15 protein-coding genes are annotated in these 17632 nt (G+C 66.1%); 10 read left to right on the forward strand and 5 right to left on the reverse strand.

What is annotated here, in order from left to right; all coding sequences use genetic code 11:
- Nucleotides 1-2: 2 nt before the first annotated feature.
- From ispG to H7K34_RS15410, 8 genes are all read left to right on the forward strand, one after another.
- Complete coding sequence (gene ispG, locus H7K34_RS15375; protein WP_108919940.1) at nt 3-1181, forward strand: flavodoxin-dependent (E)-4-hydroxy-3-methylbut-2-enyl-diphosphate synthase; 1179 nt, start codon at nt 3-5, stop codon at nt 1179-1181.
- 54 nt (nt 1182-1235) lie between these two features.
- Nucleotides 1236-2090 (forward strand): GNAT family N-acetyltransferase, encoded by an 855-nt coding sequence (locus tag H7K34_RS15380; RefSeq protein ID WP_108919941.1) that lies wholly within the window; start codon nt 1236-1238, stop codon nt 2088-2090.
- Nucleotides 2091-2224: 134 nt separating this feature from the next.
- On the forward strand, nt 2225-4054 hold the full coding sequence (locus H7K34_RS15385; protein WP_264062858.1) for a penicillin-binding transpeptidase domain-containing protein: 1830 nt from the start codon (nt 2225-2227) through the stop codon (nt 4052-4054).
- 42 nt (nt 4055-4096) lie between these two features.
- Nucleotides 4097-4681, forward strand: a complete 585-nt coding sequence (locus H7K34_RS15390) for a DUF1707 SHOCT-like domain-containing protein (RefSeq protein WP_108919943.1) — start codon at nt 4097-4099, stop codon at nt 4679-4681.
- Nucleotides 4682-4784: 103 nt separating this feature from the next.
- Nucleotides 4785-5642 (forward strand): type I methionyl aminopeptidase, encoded by an 858-nt coding sequence (gene map / locus H7K34_RS15395; protein WP_264062859.1) that lies wholly within the window; start codon nt 4785-4787, stop codon nt 5640-5642.
- 13 nt (nt 5643-5655) lie between these two features.
- On the forward strand, nt 5656-7158 hold the full coding sequence (locus H7K34_RS15400; RefSeq protein WP_264062860.1) for a cobyric acid synthase: 1503 nt from the start codon (nt 5656-5658) through the stop codon (nt 7156-7158).
- A gap of 77 nt (nt 7159-7235) precedes the next feature.
- The gene (locus tag H7K34_RS15405; RefSeq protein WP_108919946.1) at nt 7236-7790 is read left to right on the forward strand and encodes an alpha/beta hydrolase; all 555 of its coding nucleotides are present in this window, start codon (nt 7236-7238) and stop codon (nt 7788-7790) included.
- Nucleotides 7791-7848: 58 nt separating this feature from the next.
- Nucleotides 7849-8652 (forward strand): gamma-glutamyl-gamma-aminobutyrate hydrolase family protein, encoded by an 804-nt coding sequence (locus tag H7K34_RS15410; RefSeq protein ID WP_372510776.1) that lies wholly within the window; start codon nt 7849-7851, stop codon nt 8650-8652.
- On the opposite strand, the gene H7K34_RS15415 is transcribed toward H7K34_RS15410, so the two are convergent.
- From H7K34_RS15415 to nicT, 3 genes are all read right to left on the reverse strand, one after another.
- Nucleotides 8649-9635, reverse strand: a complete 987-nt coding sequence (locus tag H7K34_RS15415) for a PPE family protein (RefSeq protein ID WP_264062862.1) — start codon at nt 9633-9635, stop codon at nt 8649-8651. The two genes, H7K34_RS15410 and H7K34_RS15415, sit on opposite strands and share 4 nt — an antisense overlap.
- Before the next feature lie 897 nt (nt 9636-10532).
- The gene (locus H7K34_RS15420) at nt 10533-11666 is read right to left on the reverse strand and encodes an alkaline phosphatase family protein (protein ID WP_264062863.1); all 1134 of its coding nucleotides are present in this window, start codon (nt 11664-11666) and stop codon (nt 10533-10535) included.
- A gap of 162 nt (nt 11667-11828) precedes the next feature.
- On the reverse strand, nt 11829-12947 hold the full coding sequence (nicT, locus tag H7K34_RS15425) for a Nickel transporter NicT (protein WP_264062864.1): 1119 nt from the start codon (nt 12945-12947) through the stop codon (nt 11829-11831).
- A gap of 114 nt (nt 12948-13061) precedes the next feature.
- On the opposite strand from nicT, the gene H7K34_RS15430 reads away from it, so the two are divergent.
- The gene (locus tag H7K34_RS15430) at nt 13062-13544 is read left to right on the forward strand and encodes a Fur family transcriptional regulator (protein ID WP_235616559.1); all 483 of its coding nucleotides are present in this window, start codon (nt 13062-13064) and stop codon (nt 13542-13544) included.
- A 2-nt stretch (nt 13545-13546) separates the two neighbouring features.
- On the opposite strand, the gene mtr is transcribed toward H7K34_RS15430, so the two are convergent.
- Together mtr and H7K34_RS15440 are read right to left on the reverse strand one after the other, a co-directional pair.
- Nucleotides 13547-14926: a mycothione reductase gene (mtr, locus tag H7K34_RS15435; protein ID WP_264062865.1), complete on the reverse strand. Its 1380-nt coding sequence runs from the start codon at nt 14924-14926 to the stop codon at nt 13547-13549.
- 4 nt (nt 14927-14930) lie between these two features.
- A complete protein-coding gene (locus H7K34_RS15440) occupies nt 14931-15950 on the reverse strand; it encodes an alpha/beta hydrolase (protein WP_264062866.1) in 1020 nt (339 codons plus the stop codon).
- A gap of 171 nt (nt 15951-16121) precedes the next feature.
- Here H7K34_RS15440 and mqo point away from each other — a divergent pair, with 171 nt between their 5' ends.
- The gene (gene mqo, locus H7K34_RS15445) at nt 16122-17597 is read left to right on the forward strand and encodes a malate dehydrogenase (quinone) (protein WP_264063570.1); all 1476 of its coding nucleotides are present in this window, start codon (nt 16122-16124) and stop codon (nt 17595-17597) included.
- The last annotated feature ends 35 nt before the right edge of the window (nt 17598-17632 follow it).

The raw sequence follows: 17632 nt of genomic DNA on the forward strand, positions 1-17632 counted from the left end.
CAGTGGACATTGGCTTGGGCATGCCGGAGGCTCCGGCGCCCACGCTCGCACCCCGGCGTAAGACGCGCCAATTGATGGTGCGCGACGTCGGGGTCGGCAGCGACCACCCGATTTCGGTGCAGTCGATGTGCACCACCAAGACTCACGAGGTCAACACCACGCTGCAGCAGATCGCCGAGCTGACGGCAGCGGGCTGCAACATCGTCCGGGTGGCTTGCCCGCGTCAGGAGGATGCCGACGCGCTGGGCGAGATCGCCCGGCACAGCCAGATCCCGGTGATCGCCGACATCCACTTCCAGCCGAAGTACATCTTCGCCGCGATCGACGCCGGATGTGCTGCGGTACGGGTCAATCCGGGCAACATCAAGGAGTTCGACGGCCGGGTCGGTGAGGTCGCGAAGGCGGCGGGCGCGGCCGGCATCCCGATCCGCATCGGCGTCAACGCCGGCTCGCTGGACAAGCGGTTCATGGAAAAGTACGGCAAGGCGACGCCCGAGGCGCTGGTCGAGTCGGCGCTGTGGGAGGCCTCGCTGTTCGAGGAGCACGGCTTCGGCGACATCAAGATCAGCGTCAAGCACAACGACCCCGTCGTGATGGTCGCCGCCTACGAACAGCTGGCCGCGCAATGCGACTACCCGCTGCACCTCGGCGTCACCGAGGCCGGGCCGGCCTTCCAGGGCACCATCAAGTCGGCGGTGGCGTTCGGCGCCCTGTTGTCGCGCGGCATCGGCGACACCATCCGGGTGTCTTTGTCGGCGCCACCGGTCGAGGAAGTCAAGGTCGGTATTCAGATTCTCGAATCGCTCAACCTGCGACCGCGTGGGCTCGAGATCGTGTCGTGCCCGTCGTGCGGTCGCGCCCAGGTCGACGTCTACACCCTGGCCAACGCCGTCTCCGCGGGGCTGGACGGCCTCGATGTGCCACTGCGGGTCGCCGTGATGGGGTGCGTGGTGAACGGCCCGGGGGAGGCCCGCGAAGCCGATCTCGGCGTTGCCTCCGGAAATGGCAAGGGTCAGATCTTCGTTCGGGGTGAGGTGATCAAGACCGTGCCCGAAGCCCAGATCGTCGAGACGCTGATCGAAGAAGCCATGCGGTTGGCTTCCGAAAGTGAACAGGCGGTCCGAAGCGATAACGGTCCTGGCCCAACAGCGAGCGGTTCGCCAATTGTGACCGTAAGCTGAGTAAGACCAGTTCGCTCTTACTGGCCTCAGTTCGCTTCACAGAGAGTTCGCCAGATGTCGGCTCCGCCCCTGTTTCGCCTAGTCGGCGATCGACGGGTGTCCGTGGTGCGTGACACCGCCGCGGTTTGGCGAGTTCTGGACGAGGATCCGATCGGCTCATGCATGGTGGCCTCCCGCGTCGCCGATCACGGGATCGACCCCGGCGCGATCGGTGGGGAGCTGTGGACCCGCCGCGGGGCCGACGAGTCGCTGTGTTTCGCCGGAGCCAACCTGATCCCGCTGCGGGGGCTGCCGGCGGACCTGAACGCGTTTGCCGACGAGGCGATGAGCGGGACACGTCGCTGCTCGTCGCTGGTCGGCCGGGCCAGCCTGGTGCTGCCGATGTGGGAGCGGCTAGAGCAGGCCTGGGGGCCGGCGCGCGACGTGCGCGAACGCCAACCACTGATGGCGCTGGCCAAGCACCCGCTCTGCGAGCTCGACCCCGAGGTGCGCCAGGTGCGGCCCGAGGAGCTGGATGCCTACCTGGTGGCCGCGGTCGACATGTTCATCGGGGAGGTCGGCATCGACCCCCGGCTGGGCGACGGCGGTCGGGGCTACCGCCGCCGGGTGGCCAGCCTGATCGCGGCCGGGCGCGCCTGGGCCCGGTTCGAGCACGGTCAGGTCGTCTTCAAGGCCGAGGTGGGGTCGCAATCGCCCGCGGTGGGTCAGATCCAGGGCGTCTGGGTGCATCCGGAGTGGCGTGGCTTGGGGCTCGGCGCTCGTGGCACCGCGATGCTGGCTGCCGTGATCGTCGGCAGCGGGCGCATTGCCAGCCTGTACGTCAATGACTTCAACGAGGTAGCCCGGGCGGCCTACTCCCGGGTGGGCTTCGCCGAGGTCGGCAACTTCGCCACGGTGCTGCTCGACTAGCTCGACAACTTCGCCGTCACGACGATGCGACCGGCCGCACGGTCGGCATGGGAATCGTCGCGAGCCTCACATAACGGTCGGGTCTCGGTGTGTCTGCGCTGCTGCGCGAGCCACAGTTCTTAACATCAGTAACGATGGCCACAAAAACCTCACCAGTATCAGGCGTTTCGATAGCCGCGGTCCTGCTGCTTGTCGCGACTGTCGCGATGTCCGGGTGCACTCCGCGTCCCGACGGACCGGGCCCCGCCGCTGAGAAGTACTTCCGCGCCTTGGCCATTGGCGATACCGCGACGGCCGCCCAACTCAGCGACAACCCCAACGAGGCTCGCGAAGCGCTGAATGCGGCCTGGGCCGGGCTGCAGGCCACCCACCTGGACGCGCAGGTACTGAGCGCCAAGTACGCCGAGGACACCGGCACGGTCAGCTATCGCTTCACCTGGCATCTGCCCAAGAATCGGCTCTGGAGCTACGACGGCCAACTGCGGATGGCCCGCGACGAGGGGCGCTGGCAGGTTCGCTGGGCGCCGAACGGGCTGCACCCCAAGCTGGGCGAGCATCAGACCTTCGCCTTGCGGGCTGATGCCCCGCGCCGCGCCTCGGTGAACGAACTCGGGGGCAGCGACGTGCTGGCGCCGGGCTACCGCTATCACTACACCCTGGACGCCACCAAGGCCGGACCGCCGCAGTCGCTGAGCTTCACCACCCACTCGATCGTCGACGTGCTGCGGCCCTTCAACGACACGCTGACCGACCCGCAGCTGCTGGCCGAGCGGGCCAGCTCGACACCCAACCAGGTGGACCTGGGGGTCACGCTGCTTCCCGCCGACAACGACAAGGTGTTCCCGGTGATCGGGCGGCTGCCCGGCATCGTGGTCACACCTCAGGCTGACATGCTGGCGACCGACCCGCATTTCGCGCCCGCCGTCATCGGCCAGGTCAAAAAGGCCGTGATCGACCAACTCGACGGCCAGGCGGGGTGGCGGGTGGTCAGCGTCAACCAGAACAATGTCGACGTCGCGGTCCTACACGAGGTCGAAGGTTCGCCGGCGCCGTCGGTGTCGATCACGTTGGACCGGCTGGTACAGAACGCCGCCCAGCGCGCGGTGGACAACAAGGGCGGCAAGGCGATGATCGTCGTGATCAAGCCGTCGACGGGGGAGATCCTCGCGATCGCCCAGAACGGCGGCGCCGACGCCGACGGCCTGCCCGCCACCAACGGCCTCTTTCCACCCGGATCGACGTTCAAGATGGTCACCGCGGGAGCGGCCGTCGACCGCGACATGGTTACGCCCAACTCGATGCTCGGCTGCCCGGGCCATCTCGACATCGGACACCGCACCATCCCCAACTACGGCGGCTTCGATCTGGGCGTGGTGTCGATGTCGCGCGCGTTCGCCAGTTCCTGCAACACCACGTTCGCGGAGCTGAGCAGCAGGATGCCGCCCCGCGGCCTGACCCAGACGGCTGCCGAGTACGGCATCGGACTGGACTACACCGTGGACGGCATCACCACCGTCACCGGGTCGGTGCCGCCGACGGTCGACCTGGCCGAGCGCACCGAAGACGGCTTCGGTCAGGGCCGGGTGCTGGCCAGCCCGTTCGGCATGGCACTGGTGGCGGCCACCGTCGCCGCCGGGAAAACCCCAGTGCCACAACTGATTGCGGGCCGGCCGACGCAGGTCGAGGGTGACAACACCCCGATCAGCCCGAAGATGGTCGACGCGCTGCGGCCGATGATGCGACTGGTGGTCACCAACGGAACCGCCAAGGAGATCAACGGCTGCGGCGAGATCTACGGGAAGACCGGTGAGGCCGAATTCCCGGGCGGGTCGCACTCCTGGTTCGCCGGGTATCGCGGCGATCTGGCCTTCGCCGCGCTGATCGTCGGGGGTGGCAGCTCGGAGTGGGCGGTCCGGATGACGAAATTCATGTTCGAATCGATGCCGCCCGGCTATCTGGCCTGAAGCGCCCGGTCCGTGGGTGCCCAACAGCGGTAAATTGCGATCATGACGGATACCGGCGGGGACATGGTGACGTTGCGCGTCTCCGATGCGGACCGCAACGGCACGATGCGACGGCTGCACAACGCGGTTGCGCTCGGGCTGATCGATATCGACGAGTTCGAGCAGCGCTCGTCCCGGGTGTCCTACGCGCGCACCCAGGGCGAACTGGACGGCCTGGTCGGCGACCTGCCCGGGCCGGGCGCGATCGTCACCTCCGCGGCCGACCGGGTCGAGCTGCGGGGCTGGGCCGGCTCGCTGCGGCGACACGGCGAATGGACGGTGCCCACCCGGTTGGCGCTGGTGCGCCGGCTGGGGTCGGTCAAACTCGAGCTCACCAAGGCCCGATTCGCCGGCCCGGTGGTGGTCGTCGAGCTCGACCTGCGGTTCGGCTCGGTGGATATCTGGCTCCCGGACGGCGCCAGCGCCTCGATCGACGACGTCGAAGTCTATGGAGGCAGTGCCCGCGACCGCCGCAAGGATGCCCCGGGCGAAGGCAGGCCGCATGTGGTGCTGACCGGCCGGGTGGTGTGCGGCTCGGTGACCATCCATGGACCACGCCGCTCGCTGTTGCGTCGCCGCGCCGTCTAGTTCGCCGAGCCAGAAAATCTGGGAGCAGAAGTGCGAGTAGCGGCGTGCGGATTTACCGACTCCGCGACGGCAGTGCGAAGCGAGCATCGTTAAGCTGGCGAACATGTCTGCTCGCACCGCGCTTTCGCCCGGAGTGTTGTCCCCGACGCTGCCGGTGCCCAGCCGCATCCCGCGCCCCGAGTATGTCGGCAAGCCGACAGCCAAGGAGGGCACCGAGCCGTGGGTGCAGACACCCGAGGTAATCGAGAAGATGCGCGTCGCGGGCCGGATCGCGGCGGCCGCCCTTGCGGAAGCGGGCAAGGCCGTCGCGCCCGGCGTGACGACCGACGAACTCGACCGCATCGCACACGAATACATGGTCGACAACGGCGCCTACCCGTCGACGCTGGGTTACAAGGGCTACCCGAAGTCGTGCTGTACGTCGCTCAACGAGGTGATCTGCCACGGTATCCCCGACTCGACGGTGATCGCCGACGGCGACATCGTCAACATCGACGTCACCGCCTACATCGACGGCGTACACGGCGACACCAACGCGACGTTTCTGGCCGGTGATGTGTCCGAGGAGCACCGGCTGCTCGTTGAGCGGACCCGCGAGGCGACGATGCGAGCGATCAACGCCGTCAAGCCCGGGCGCGCGCTGTCCATCGTTGGCCGCGTCATCGAGGCATACGCAAATCGCTTCGGGTACAACGTCGTTCGCGACTTCACTGGCCACGGAATCGGCACCACGTTCCACAACGGGCTGGTGGTGCTGCACTACGACCAGCCGTCGGTCACCACCGAGATACAGCCGGGGATGACGTTCACCATCGAACCGATGATCAATCTCGGCGCGCTGGACTACGAAATCTGGGACGACAGCTGGACGGTGGTCACCAAGGACCGCAAGTGGACCGCACAGTTCGAGCACACCCTGCTGGTCACCGATACCGGCGCCGAGATCCTCACCGTCGCCTGAGCCGTTCGCACACGTGAACGGCGCTCTGCTGGTCGCGGGCACCAGCTCCGATGCCGGAAAATCGGTTCTGGTCGCGGGTCTGTGCCGGCTGCTGGCTCGCAGCGGAGTCCGGGTCGCGCCGTTCAAGGCGCAGAACATGTCGAACAACTCCGCGGTCACGGCCGAGGGCGGCGAAATCGGCCGGGCCCAGGCGATTCAGGCCCGCGCGGCGGGACTGGAGCCCAGTGTGCGGTTCAACCCGATCCTGCTCAAACCGGGCGGCGACCGGACGTCGCAGCTGGTGATCCGGGGCCGCGTGGCCGATTCGGTTACCGCGGCAAGTTATTTTGAGCATCGCGATCAGCTTGCGCAGGTCGTCATCGATGACTTGTCTTCTCTACGAGACGAATTCGATGTGGTGATCTGCGAGGGCGCCGGTTCACCGGCCGAAATCAATTTGCGGGCGACGGATTTGGCCAACATGGGATTGGCCAGAGCCGCAAACCTGCCGGTGGTTCTGGTGGGTGACATCGATCGCGGCGGCCTGCTGGCTCATCTGTTCGGGACGGTTGCGGTGCTCGAGCCCGACGACCAGGCGCTGATCGCGGGATTCATCGTCAACAAGTTCCGCGGCGACCCGGCGCTGCTGGAGCCCGGGCTGCAGCAGCTGCTCGAAATGACCGGCCGCCCAACGTATGGCGTGTTGCCCTACGCCGACGAGCTCTGGCTGGACGCCGAGGACTCGCTGTCGGTCCTCGCGCATCGCGTCGTCGGCAGGCCGGCCCCGCCACTGGCCGGCGAGTGGCTCAAGGTGGCCGCCATCCGGCTGCCGCGAATCTCCAACTCGACCGATATCGAAGCCCTGGCATGCGAGCCGGGTGTGCTAGTGCGCTGGGTCAGTGACCCCGCCGACCTCGCCGACGCCGACCTGGTGGTGCTTCCGGGCAGCAAGGCGACCGTCGCCGACCTGGACTGGCTGCGTGATCGCGGCCTGGCCGCCGCGATCACCGATCACACACGAGCCGGCAAGCCGATGCTGGGCATCTGTGGGGGGTTGCAGATGCTGTGCCGGCGCATCGTGGACACGGTGGAATCCGGACATGGGGAAGTGGCGGGCCTGGGCCTGCTGGACGCAGACATCGTCTTCGGCGAGCACAAGACGCTGCGTCGTTGGCAGCACCCGCTCAGCGGCTACGAAATCCACCATGGCCAGCTCGTTCGATGCGACGAGTCGGCCTGGTTCCAGGTCGACTCCCAACCACACGGCATCGTGGGCGGTGCGATCTACGGCACGCACTGGCACGGCCTGCTGGACAACGACGAGTTCCGGCGCGGGTGGCTCACCCGTGTCGCCGCAGCCGCCCGGCGGAGGAGATTCGTTGTTGCCGACGACACCAACGTCGCGGCACGCCGCGACGCCCAGCTGGATCTGATGGCCGACCTGATGGCGTCGCACCTCGAGGTGGACGCCATCCTCGGTCTGCTCGACGGCGCAGGGCCGCCACGACCGCACATCGCAAGCCAGCTGCGGCGGTAGGGCCGTCGGTTGCTGGGGTACCGGAAGGAAACCTCGCGCGGTGTCAATATTGGCTGTAGCGTGCGTAAGTGCCCTCGATGATGACCACGCTCGACGGGTTTCCCGTCCCGGTTGGCGTGTCCGGTCCTGAGAACGGTGTCGTCGTCGTCATCCTCGGCGATGAAAATCGCGAGCTAGGCGCCTACGACGCGGTCTGCGACCGCCTCCACACCGCTTCGATTCGCACCATCGTCATCGGCCTCGACCCGCGGCTGACCCCGAAGTCGGTGATCGGCATCCTTGACGGATTGGGCATCGGCTGGGCGGTGGTGGTGGGCGATCGCGCCGGCGGCGACATCGCCTGGGAACTGGCGGCGACCAAACTGGGCCGGTTTGTCGGCCTGGTCGTCGTCGACCGCGGACATCCGCGAGTGGCCGACGTCAACGGCGCGGTCCGTGACGACCACTGCCCGCCGGTGGAGATCGGCACCACCGTGTTGGTCAGCACTCAGGACGGACGCGCCGTGGCCCGCAACAGCCAGCGGTTCGTCTACGCCGACTACCGCACAGTGGATTTGCTCGGACGGCGCAATGCGCAGGAGTCGACCGCGCAGTTGGCGGCCGAGATCGTGTTGCGCACCAGCACCTGGTAGCTCGGGCAGGCGAGGACTGATGGGCCGCGGCGCTGAGGGCGGCAGACATTCGGCGACAATGCGGTCGCACGGTCAGGTGAATGGAAAGGATGCGTTTGGCGTGAACGTCTCTGCAGCGAGACGGCCGGTAATCGGCCTGACCAGTTATCTCGAGCAGGTGCAGTCCGACGGGTGGGACATCCCGGCGGGGTATCTGGGCGCGAACTATTTCGAGGGCGTGATCATGGCCGGCGGCGTCGCGGTGCTGCTGCCGCCGCAGCCGGTGGATCCCGATATCACCGAGGCCGTGCTCGACAGCCTGGACGGGTTGGTGATCACCGGGGGATATGACCTGGACCCGGCCACCTACGGTCAGCAACCGCATCCGAAGACCGACGCCCCGCGCACGGTTCGCGACGCGTTCGAATTCGCGCTGTTGCGGGGTGCGCTGGACCGCGGGCTCCCGGTGTTGGGTATCTGTCGCGGCACGCAGATGCTCAATGTCGCGTTCGGCGGAACGCTGCACCAGCACCTGCCCGACGTTCTCGGCCATCGCGGGCATCATGCGGGCTATGGGCGGTTCACCGAGTTGCCGGTTCGCACGGTTGCGGGCACCAGGCTGGCCGGGCTGCTGGGTGAGTCCGCAGATGCGTGGTGCTATCACCATCAAGCCGTCGACAAGGTCGGTGACGGCCTGATCGTCAGCGCCTGGGACGCCGACGGTGTCGTCGAAGGGCTTGAGGTACCCGGCGACAACTTCGCGGTCGCCGTGCAATGGCATCCCGAGCAGTTCCTCGACGACCTGCGGCTGTTCGGCGCGATTGTCGACGCTGCGAGCTGCTACGCCGCGAGCACGCGGCTCGGTGATTCGTCTCGTCGTTAGCGGGTGAGTGGCCACGTCGGCGACTCGGCTGTCTCGACCAAACGCATCGGCTGATAATCCCAACCATGCCGCGGCGCAGTGGTTTCCGAGTGCGGCGTGTTGGCTAGCCAGCCCCGCGGTACAGACAGCGTCCCGACCGATGTCGCGCGCCCGAAGCCGGTTGTGACGGGTGTGGCTGCGGCGCGGCCACGGTTGGGCAGCAGCGACAGCATCGCCGCCGCGTTATCGAGTGCGGCGCGCTTGTTCAGGGAATTCAGGTGATTGATCGCGAAATCTGACGGCGCGGACAGTGAAGCGAGTTTCGAAAGTGACGAGCTGACCGGCGACAGGAACGCGTCGAATGCCGTCATCGGTGCTGCGGACAGTGCACCGAGAGCGTCGGGAATGACCGAGATCACTTGGCGGCCAGCCGCGACCATGTCCGGCGCCGCCTTCAGGGTCCAGCTGCCGGGTGCTCGGGTGATCGTCTCGCCCGGCCCCGCAATGGCGGGCGGTGAGCGCAACGGTGTCACCGTTGCGGCGTCGGCCGAAGCCTCGGCGTAGCTGTGCATTGTGTCGACGTCCTGAGCCCACATCTGCTCGTAGTCGCCTTCGGCGTCCGCGATCGCCGGGCTGTACTGGCCCAGACAATTCGTCGCGGCAAGCCACGTCCGCAGCATGCGGTTAGCCTGGATGGCTGAAGGCGGAACCATCGCTGTTAACGCCAACTCATAGGCACTCGCGGCCGACCTGGCCTGAGTAGCCGTCTTTTCGGCCTGCGCGGCAACGACATTCAGCCAATCGATATGGGCTGCCACGGCCTCGAGTAACGCCGCTGACCCGGTCGCCAGCTTCGAGTTGACCGAACTGTATTGCACCGCCGTGTCATACAGGCGAATGGCCAGCCCGTCCCACGCTATGGCGGCGTCCATCATCGATCGTGAGCCGGGGCCCGAATGCATCAGCCCGGAGTTGATTTCCGGCGGTAGCGTTCCAAAATGCATTGCTAACTCACCTTTAGGGAGGTGGTGAATTTTGAGAACATGGATTTCCCTCCAAGACATAGACGCGAAATAGGCCGCTGGTGGGCGCTATCGCGTTTGCTGGCTGTGAAAGTTCGATCGCGCGGCGCTAGCGGTGCTGCGGCGAATGAACGCCGGGGCACTGGCCCCCAAAAGGCCAGTGGTGTCCTATCAGCGACGAGATACGCAGAGCAGCGTCAAGATTTGATCGCCGCATTCAGCCGCGGGTGCGCTGGTGTGAACATCGCCGGATCGAAAACCTATGCCGGCGAAGGAAGCCGGTAGCTGCGAGCGCACCGTCTGCGATTGCAATCGCGGCCACATGTCCGGGCGGTCGTGCGTCATCCACATGCTGTGAAACGGCTTCTTGTGTACCGGCGACGCGCCCCATGAGCAGGCACGTTGAAGGTGGGACGTGGCCGTGGACTCGCTACGCGTCTGCGAATGCCCGGCAGTGCTGCCGGCGCTCGGGTTGACGTGTGACCACGCCGCGGGCTCGGGCAATGTGGCCGCGGAAAACTGGGACCGCAACGCAGAACCGGCGACGAGACTGATGAATAAGCCGAGCGCCGCGACCACGGCGATGGCACGGTGCCACCGCCGGGAATGTCCAGCGTCCCAAACGTTCACAGTGGCCCGACTGTACAACACGAAAGCTGTGTAGCAGCCGCTGCCAGCTGTGAGATCGATCAAAGTCTGATGTGCATTTTGGTGAATGGAAGAATAGCGGTATTCGCATTGATTTGCTGATCACACTGACCGCATCAGCGCGAATCGAGTTGGGCTGGAACCTATTTAAAAAGTGATATCGCGTTTCAAACGATGTAGTCCGAAGCTCCGCGATGTCGATCCGGTGCGTGTGAGTCCACCCCACGCAGCTTACGAGTCGAAAATGATGAGCGGAATTGCCATTTCAGCCGCGGTGGCGCTGCCGTGAAAACCTATGAGGCGAGCCACTTCGGGGGGTTCGTGTTTGGTTGCCAGCACGGCGGTATCGCCGGTGCAGATGACGACAACGTCGCCGATTCGTGCCAGATGCAGCGGGTTGACCGGCCCGAACATTCCGGTAGCCACCGCTTGTTCGCGGCTGTAGACCGCGGCACGGCCGTCGAGCAGCTCGCTCCACGTTGCTTGCACGTCGGCCGCGGCCCCGGGTTCGGTGTGCAGGTAGCGCACCCGCGGTTCGCCCGCGACCACCCGGATTCCCGCGCTCAGCCTGGTGTCGGTGTCCAGATCGACGCGGGCCTGGGGCGCAACGTTGAGACCGCCGTGGTCGGCGGTCACCAGCAGCGCCGCGTTCGGGGGCAGGGCGTCGACCAGGCGAGTCAGCAGCGCGTCGATGCGTGCGGCCGCCTCATGCCAGTGCGGAGATCCGATACCGAACACGTGCGCGGCGGTGTCCAGGTCGGCTGTGTAGGCGTAGACGAGACCCGGCGCTGCACTCAGCTCGTCAATGACGTGCTGGGCGTAGTCGTCGGTCGGGGCGGTCGGGCGAAAGCCCGCGCCGCGATACGCCGCGTCGGTCAGCCCACTGCCGATGAACAACGCCGGCAGTACCGCCCGCGCCGTGACCCCGGATTGGGTAAGGCGTTCGAACCAGGTGGGCACCGGCTGCCATTGCGCGTATGGCGGGTCGTCACGCCAATAGATGTGGGTGAGAACCCGATCGGTGCCGGGGACGTTGACGGTGAAGCCCAGGATGCCGTGCGCGCCCGGCGGCGCGCCGGTGCCCAGCGATACCAGGCTGCTCGGCGTGGTGGACGGGAAGGTGCAGGTCAGTTCGCTCATCCGGCCGGTGCCGCCGGTCAGGACGGAGGCAAGCAGCGGCGCGCTGCCCGCCAGCTCCGGCAGCAGGTGCCAACCCAGGCCGTCTACCAGCACGACGGCGACGCGATCAACTTGCTTAGCAACCGATTCCGTCACCGCCAGCCGGTCGACGGCATCCGGGACGCCGAGCAATGCGGCGGCTGCGGGCAGGACATCGCACAGGGATCCGGGCGTTGGACCAGACATGGCCCCAGTCTGGCACGACTAAACGTGAGCCAGCCGTTCGCTGGTCACCTCGACCTCATCCGCGCCACGGGAAACGACTGTGCCCCAGGTAATCCGGGAGTCGTCCAGTGCGCCGGTGATCTTCGACTGCCCACCGCAGACGCGGCAGCGCACCTCGGCGGGCTAGGGCGCGCTCTCGGCGGGCACGGACCACTTCTCTTCGATGCGGCCATAGCGCCAGACGAGCAGCGCTACCAGCCAGGTGATCACGAAGATGCCGACTATGACGAAGCCGACGGTGTTGAGGTCGAGCTCGCCGAGCCAGTCCCAGAAGGGGCCCCGCCACCCGAGCTGGCCGGCGAACAGGCCGAGCAGTTCGATACTGCCGATCAACAGGGCGACGACGACCGAAAGCCCGGTAATGGTGATGTTGTAGTAGATCTTGCGCACCGGGTTGGAAAACGCCCAGCCGTAGGCGAAGTTCATGAACGAGCCGTCGATGGTGTCCAGCAGGCACATGCCGGCGGCGAACAGCACCGGCAAACACAGGATCGCGTACCACGGCAGCCCGGCCGCCGCGCTAGAGCCGGCCAGCACCAGCAGGGCGATCTCGGTGGCGGTGTCGAAGCCCAGTCCGAACAGCAAGCCGACCGGGTACATGTGCCAGGACTTGGAGATCGACTGGGTGAAACGGCCGAGGAAGCGGTTGAGGAATCCACGGTTGTCCAAATGCTGTTCCAGCTCGGCCTCGTCGTATTCGCCGCGGCGCAACCGCAGGAACACCCGCAGGATTCCGACCAGCACGATCACGTTGAGAAGGGCGATCAGATAGAGGAAGACGCCCGAGACGCTGGTTCCGATCAGGCCGGTGTAGTGATGCAGCGCCGAGGAATCGTCTTCGACCGGCCCCACGATGGCCTTCGCGCCGATCGCCAGCAGCATCGCCAGCACGAACACCACGGTCGAGTGGCCTAGCGAGAAAAAGAATCCGACCGCAAGCGGGCGCTGCCCGTCGCTCATCAGCTTGCGGGTGGTGTTGTCGATGGCGGCGATGTGGTCGGCGTCAAAGGCGTGCCGCAGGCCCAGCGCGTAAGCCGTCAGTCCGACACCGATGCCAAATGCCTTGCCGCCCACACTCAGTCGCGCCGGATCCACAAGTAAGACCAGGGTGGCCCAGCCGATGAGATGCAGCGCGACGATCACCGCCAGCATGGCCCCCAGACGTCCCCATTCCGCTGGAGCCAGGAGGCCGTGCAGCCCGGCTAACCTGCTCTGACGGGTCCGGAGTTCAGTACTGGCCACCGGGTCGACTCTAGGGTCGGGCGCGAGTTCGATGCAAGCGAGTTGCAGGACGGCTACCCGCTCGGGCGGTGCCTAAGACTGGCAATCCGGCATGTCCGGCGCAACACTGAACGGGTGACGTCCAACCGGTCTGCGCTCGACCCTGAAGTCACTGAACGCATCGGCGACTTTCTGCGTGCCCGCGGGCTGCGGCGGATGACGTCACGCATACAGGTGTTGGCGGTGCTCGAACCGGTCAACGGCCACCTCTCCGTCGCGGAGATCCATCGCCGGGTGCAGGCCGGCTTGCCGGCCGGCGCCCAGCCGCCCGACGTGGCCACCATCTACCGCACCGTGACCACCCTGGTCGAGCAGGCGGTGCTGCACGCGTTGACCCTCGACGGCGGCATCACCACCTACGGGCTGGCGGCCGCCCCCCATCACCACGCCGTGTGCACGCAGTGCGGCTCGATCATCGAAGTGCCCGCCCGGCAGCTGAGCTCCGCACTCGAACACGCGATGGAGGGTAGTGCGTTCGCCCTGTCGGAGCGCGCCGGCCTGACGTTGCGCGGTCTGTGCCCGCAATGCCAGCAAGCCGAGTCGGCGGGCCGCCGCTGAGGTCAGCGCAGGCCCAATAGCGCGTTCTCCACCACCTCGGGCAGCGCCGGATGGATCCAGTACTGCCCGCGGGCCATTTCCGGGGCGGTAAGTCCGAAACTGATGGCCTGGATCAACGGCTGGATTATCGACGATGCCTGATGTCCCATGATGTGTGCACCCAGCAGCCGCCCGGTGCCGCGCTCGCCGATCAGCTTCACGATCCCGGTGGTGTCCTCCATCGCCCAGCCGTAGGCGACGTCGCCGTAGTCCTGAATTTTCACCGAGATCTTGAAACCCTGTGCAATGGCTTCGTTTTCGGTCAAACCCACGCACGCGATCTGGGGATCGGTGAATACCGCGGACGGCACGTAGCGGTGGTCGGTGATCGCCATCGATTCGGTGTCGTCCCAGTCGCACAACAGATTGTGCTGCACCACGCGCGCCTCGTGGTTGGCGACGTGCTTGAGCTGATACGGCGAGGAGACGTCGCCGAGGGCGAAAACCCCGCGCGCCGTGGTCCGCTGGTACTCGTCGACGACCACGAGGCCGTCCTCGATGGCGACACCGGCTTGATCGGCGTCCAAAAGATCAGCATTGGAAACCCGGCCCGTCGCGACCAGTAGTGCGTCGGCTTTGATGGTGTGACCGTTATCGAGTTGCACCGCGACGCCCGGGCCCTGGTCCTCGGCACTCACGACATTGCGATGGGTGTGCAGTTCCCATTTGCTCGACGCGATGCGGGTGAAGCGTTTGCACAGGGTGTCATCGCAATGCCGCAGCAAGGCAGAGCCGCGTACCACCAGGGTGACTCGCGAGCCCAGCGAGGAGAAGATGTGGGCGAATTCGGCCGACACGAAACCGCCTCCGACGATCACCAGATGCTCTGGCAACTCGGAAATTCGCATGATCGTGTCGCTGGTGTAGTACTGGGCACCGCTCTCCAGGATGGCCGGGGGAACCACCGAACGTGCCCCAGCAGCTATCACCACCTGGTCGGCCGAGAACTCGTCGCCGGCGTCGGTGCGCAGCAGGTAGCGCCCGTCGGCCTGAACCGGACCGAATCGGGTGTGCTGCTTGTACACGTCGATATTGGGCTCGGAGCTGCGATAGTCCTCGCCGCCGACGCCGATCGGATCGATACGCCCGAAGACGCGCGAGACGATGTCATCCCAGCGCACCCGGTCAATGCGCGCGTCGACGCCGTAGCGCGCCGCCTCCCGGATCGTTTGGGCGACCTCGGCGGCGTAGACGAACATCTTGGTCGGGATGCACCCAACGTTGAGGCAGGTACCGCCGAATGTGCCCTGCTCGCAGATTGCCACCCGCTTGTCGGCGAAGCGATCGTCGAGAATGGTGTTGCCCGAACCGGTTCCGATGATTGCGATATCGTAAGTCTGCACGCCGTCAACCCTTTCCAAGCGATGCCGAGGCGTCGGTGTTGTTGGTGCGAAGGTAGCCGTCCAACCAGAGATCCAATTCCCGATAGGCGACTTCGCGCGGCCGCCGGACAGACAGGAACACATCGTGTTTGGCGTCGACCACTGGGATCACGGTGCTGCGGTTCCCGACACAGCCGGCCCATCTGGCGATCTGAGCGACGTCGAGAACCGCGTCGCCGCGTTGCATGTCCATCGCGTCGGTAGTTTCGGGCACGCTGTGGTCCGACCGCAGGATCAAGTTGGGCACACCGACATCCAGGCCCCGGTGCAGCCGGGCATGGCCGCGGCGCACGGCGTGCAGCCACCCCGCGGTGATCGGGAAGCCGCCCAACGGTTTCCACTGCAGGTCGTAGTCGAACTCGCCGTCGTAGTCGCGATGCAGGGTGGTGCCGTAACCGCCCTTGCTCGACCCGCGGAGTACGCGTTTGGAACGCACTCGCGACAATCCGGCGATCATTGCCGAGGTCAGTCCCATCCGCAAGATCGCCGGGCCGTGCAGATCCAGGAACGGGCTATTGAGAACCAATCCGCCGATACCGGCGTGCGCCTTCGGGTTTCGCCGGCGCAACCGGTCCATCCACAACGCCACGATCAGACCGCCGGCGGAATGGCCATACATCAGAACCTTGACGGCCTGCTCGGCGATGACGGCCAGGGCACGGTCGAGTTCGGCGTCGTAGTGCGCGAGATCGGTGATGAAGTGCGGGGTCTGGCCGTCGCGCCGCGACCGGCCGCACTTCTGTAGGTCCAGTGCATAGAAGGTGAATCCGCGGTTGGCGAAGTGGTCGGCCAGCGCGGTGTTGAAGAAGTAATCGGTGTAACCGTGGACCGCCAGCACCGCGTGCTCGCGACCGTTGGGATCGCCGGTTACCGGGCCGCGCCGGATCAGGGTTGCGACGATGTCGCCCTCGCCAGCCGGATCGGGTCCGAGTCCGATGGTGTATTGCCAGTAGCCAGGCAGGACGTCGGGCACCCAGCCAGTCACCAGGCAAGCTTAGCGTGGCGAAGGCTTTTGCTGGTTGCGGCAGGTGTGGATCGTTTCGGTCGCGCTGGCCGGGATAACCTGATGGCCGGCACAGTCAACGAAAGGACCAGCGTTTCGGTGGCAGACGTAGCGACGACGCGCACCGACGTCGTGCTGGTCGGTGCCGGCATCATGAGCGCGACGACGCGCACCGACGTCGTGCTGGTCGGTGCCGGCATCATGAGCGCCACCCTGGCCGCATTGTTGCGACTGCTGGAACCGGACTGGTCGATCACCGTGATCGAGCGGCTGGATGCCGTCGCCGCCGAGAGCAGCAGTCCGTGGAACAACGCCGGCACCGGGCACGCCGGGCTGTGCGAGATGAACTACACACCGCAGCGTGACGGCTCGATCGACATCAGCAAGGCGGTGTCCATCAACGAGCAATTCCAGGTGACGCGCCAGTTCTGGGCCTACGCCGTCGAGAACGGCATCCTCGTCGATCGAAGCTTCGTCAATCGCGTCCCGCACGTCAGTTTCGTGCATGGCGCGCAGCGGGTCGACTATCTGCGGCGGCGCCAGCAGGCGTTGGCGCCCAACCCGCTGTTCGCCGGTACCGAACTGGTCGACGACCCGGATGAGTTCGCCCGCCGGCTTCCGTTCATGGCCGCCAAACGTGACTTCTCCGAGCCGATTGCGCTCAACTGGGCGCCCGACGGTACCGACGTGGACTTCGGTTCGCTGTCCAAGCAGCTGATTGGCTTTTGCGTGCGCAACGGTGTGACCGCACTGTTCGGCCACGAGGTCGAAAACCTGACCCGGCAAGCAGATGGCGGCTGGACCCTGCGGATCGGTAATCGCCGTACCGGCGAAAAGCGAAAGCTGAAGGCGAAATTCGTGTTCGTCGGCGCCGGTGGTGACGCATTGCCGCTGCTACAGAAGTCCGGCATCAAAGAGGTCAAAGGCTTCGCCGGCTTCCCGATCGGCGGCCGGTTCCTGCGCACCGACAATCCCGCGCTCATCGGTGCGCATCGGGCCAAGGTCTACGGTGCCCCGGCGTCCGGTGCCCCACCGCTGGGGGCGCTGCATCTGGATCTGCGGTTCGTCAACGGCAAATCGTGGCTGGTCTTCGGGCCGTACGCCGGCTGGTCGCCTAAATTCTTGAAGCATGGTCACCTCAGCGATCTGCCCCGATCCATCAGGTGTGACAACGTGGTGTCGATGCTGGGCGTCGGCATCACTGAGATGAAAATGGTCAATTACTTGATCCGCCAACTGCGGCTCACCGAGCCCGGCCGGATTCATGCGCTGCGCGAATTCGCGCCCAGTGCGCTGGATTCGGATTGGCAGCTGACGGTGGCCGGTCAGCGCGTACAGGTGATCCGGCGAGCCAAGGGCGCCGGAGGCGTGCTCGAATTCAGCACCACCATCCGGCGTTCGGCCGACGGCAGCATCGCCGGACTGCTCGGTGGCTCCCCGGGAGCCTCGACGGCCGTGCCGATCATGCTCGACGTGCTTGCCAGCTGTTTTGCGAACCGCTATCGGTCCTGGCTGCCCAAGCTCAAGGAGATGATCCCTTCGCTTGGGACCGAGCTCTCCAATGAACCGGCGCTCTACGACGAGGTGCGCTCGTGGAGCGCCAACGTATTACAGTTGAACGCCTTATGACCCGCGCCGGCGAGCGAAAGCGAATAGTGATTAGG

This window comes from Mycobacterium montefiorense, assembly GCF_025823255.1.
Classification (GTDB): domain Bacteria; phylum Actinomycetota; class Actinomycetes; order Mycobacteriales; family Mycobacteriaceae; genus Mycobacterium; species Mycobacterium montefiorense.

Excerpts from the sequence above, each read along its gene's own strand:
- H7K34_RS15380 (WP_108919941.1), top strand. The coding sequence starts at position 1,236 with ATGTCGGCTCCGCCCCTGTTTCGCCTAGTCGGCGATCGACGGGTGTCC.
- H7K34_RS15385 (WP_264062858.1), top strand. The coding sequence starts at position 2,225 with ATGGCCACAAAAACCTCACCAGTATCAGGCGTTTCGATAGCCGCGGTC.
- H7K34_RS15390 (WP_108919943.1), top strand. The coding sequence starts at position 4,097 with ATGACGGATACCGGCGGGGACATGGTGACGTTGCGCGTCTCCGATGCG.
- map (WP_264062859.1), top strand. The coding sequence starts at position 4,785 with ATGTCTGCTCGCACCGCGCTTTCGCCCGGAGTGTTGTCCCCGACGCTG.
- H7K34_RS15405 (WP_108919946.1), top strand. The coding sequence starts at position 7,236 with ATGATGACCACGCTCGACGGGTTTCCCGTCCCGGTTGGCGTGTCCGGT.
- H7K34_RS15410 (WP_372510776.1), top strand. The coding sequence starts at position 7,849 with ATGCGGTCGCACGGTCAGGTGAATGGAAAGGATGCGTTTGGCGTGAAC.
- H7K34_RS15415 (WP_264062862.1), bottom strand. The coding sequence starts at position 9,635 with ATGCATTTTGGAACGCTACCGCCGGAAATCAACTCCGGGCTGATGCAT.
- H7K34_RS15420 (WP_264062863.1), bottom strand. The coding sequence starts at position 11,666 with ATGTCTGGTCCAACGCCCGGATCCCTGTGCGATGTCCTGCCCGCAGCC.
- mqo (WP_264063570.1), top strand. The coding sequence starts at position 16,122 with ATGAGCGCGACGACGCGCACCGACGTCGTGCTGGTCGGTGCCGGCATC.